This window comes from Thermodesulforhabdaceae bacterium (assembly GCA_037482015.1).
In the GTDB taxonomy this organism is placed as follows: domain Bacteria; phylum Desulfobacterota; class Syntrophobacteria; order Syntrophobacterales; family Thermodesulforhabdaceae; genus JAOACS01.
The window spans coordinates 8856-9103 of record JBBFKT010000025.1 but is presented as its reverse complement, the minus strand read 5'-3'; the positions used below and the strand labels follow the sequence as shown (position 1 = coordinate 9103).

Below are 248 nucleotides of genomic sequence, written 5' to 3'. Positions count from 1 at the left end.
CTATCCTGTCCAGAATCGGCTTGTCATATTCGTCTATGAGAACCACTACTTTGGAAGCATATTTTTCAGATGTTTTCCTTACTAACTCCTTGAGCTTAAGATTCAACAGCCTTTCTTTTAGTTCAATGCCATACATTTCAGCATGGTAATTCAGGGTAGAATTTATAATCTCTTCAAGAGTATCAGTGCCACTAACCACTCCCTCAGCAAAGTCCACATAAATTACAGGATAACTTTTGCTCCAATCC

At 38.3% G+C, this 248-nt stretch carries 1 protein-coding gene; it reads right to left on the bottom strand.

Going from position 1 to position 248, the window contains the following annotated elements:
- On the bottom strand, nucleotides 1-217 hold a 217-nt coding region (locus tag WHS38_12340; protein ID MEJ5301766.1), incomplete at its 3' end, for an AAA family ATPase.
- Nucleotides 218-248: the final 31 nt, after the last annotated feature.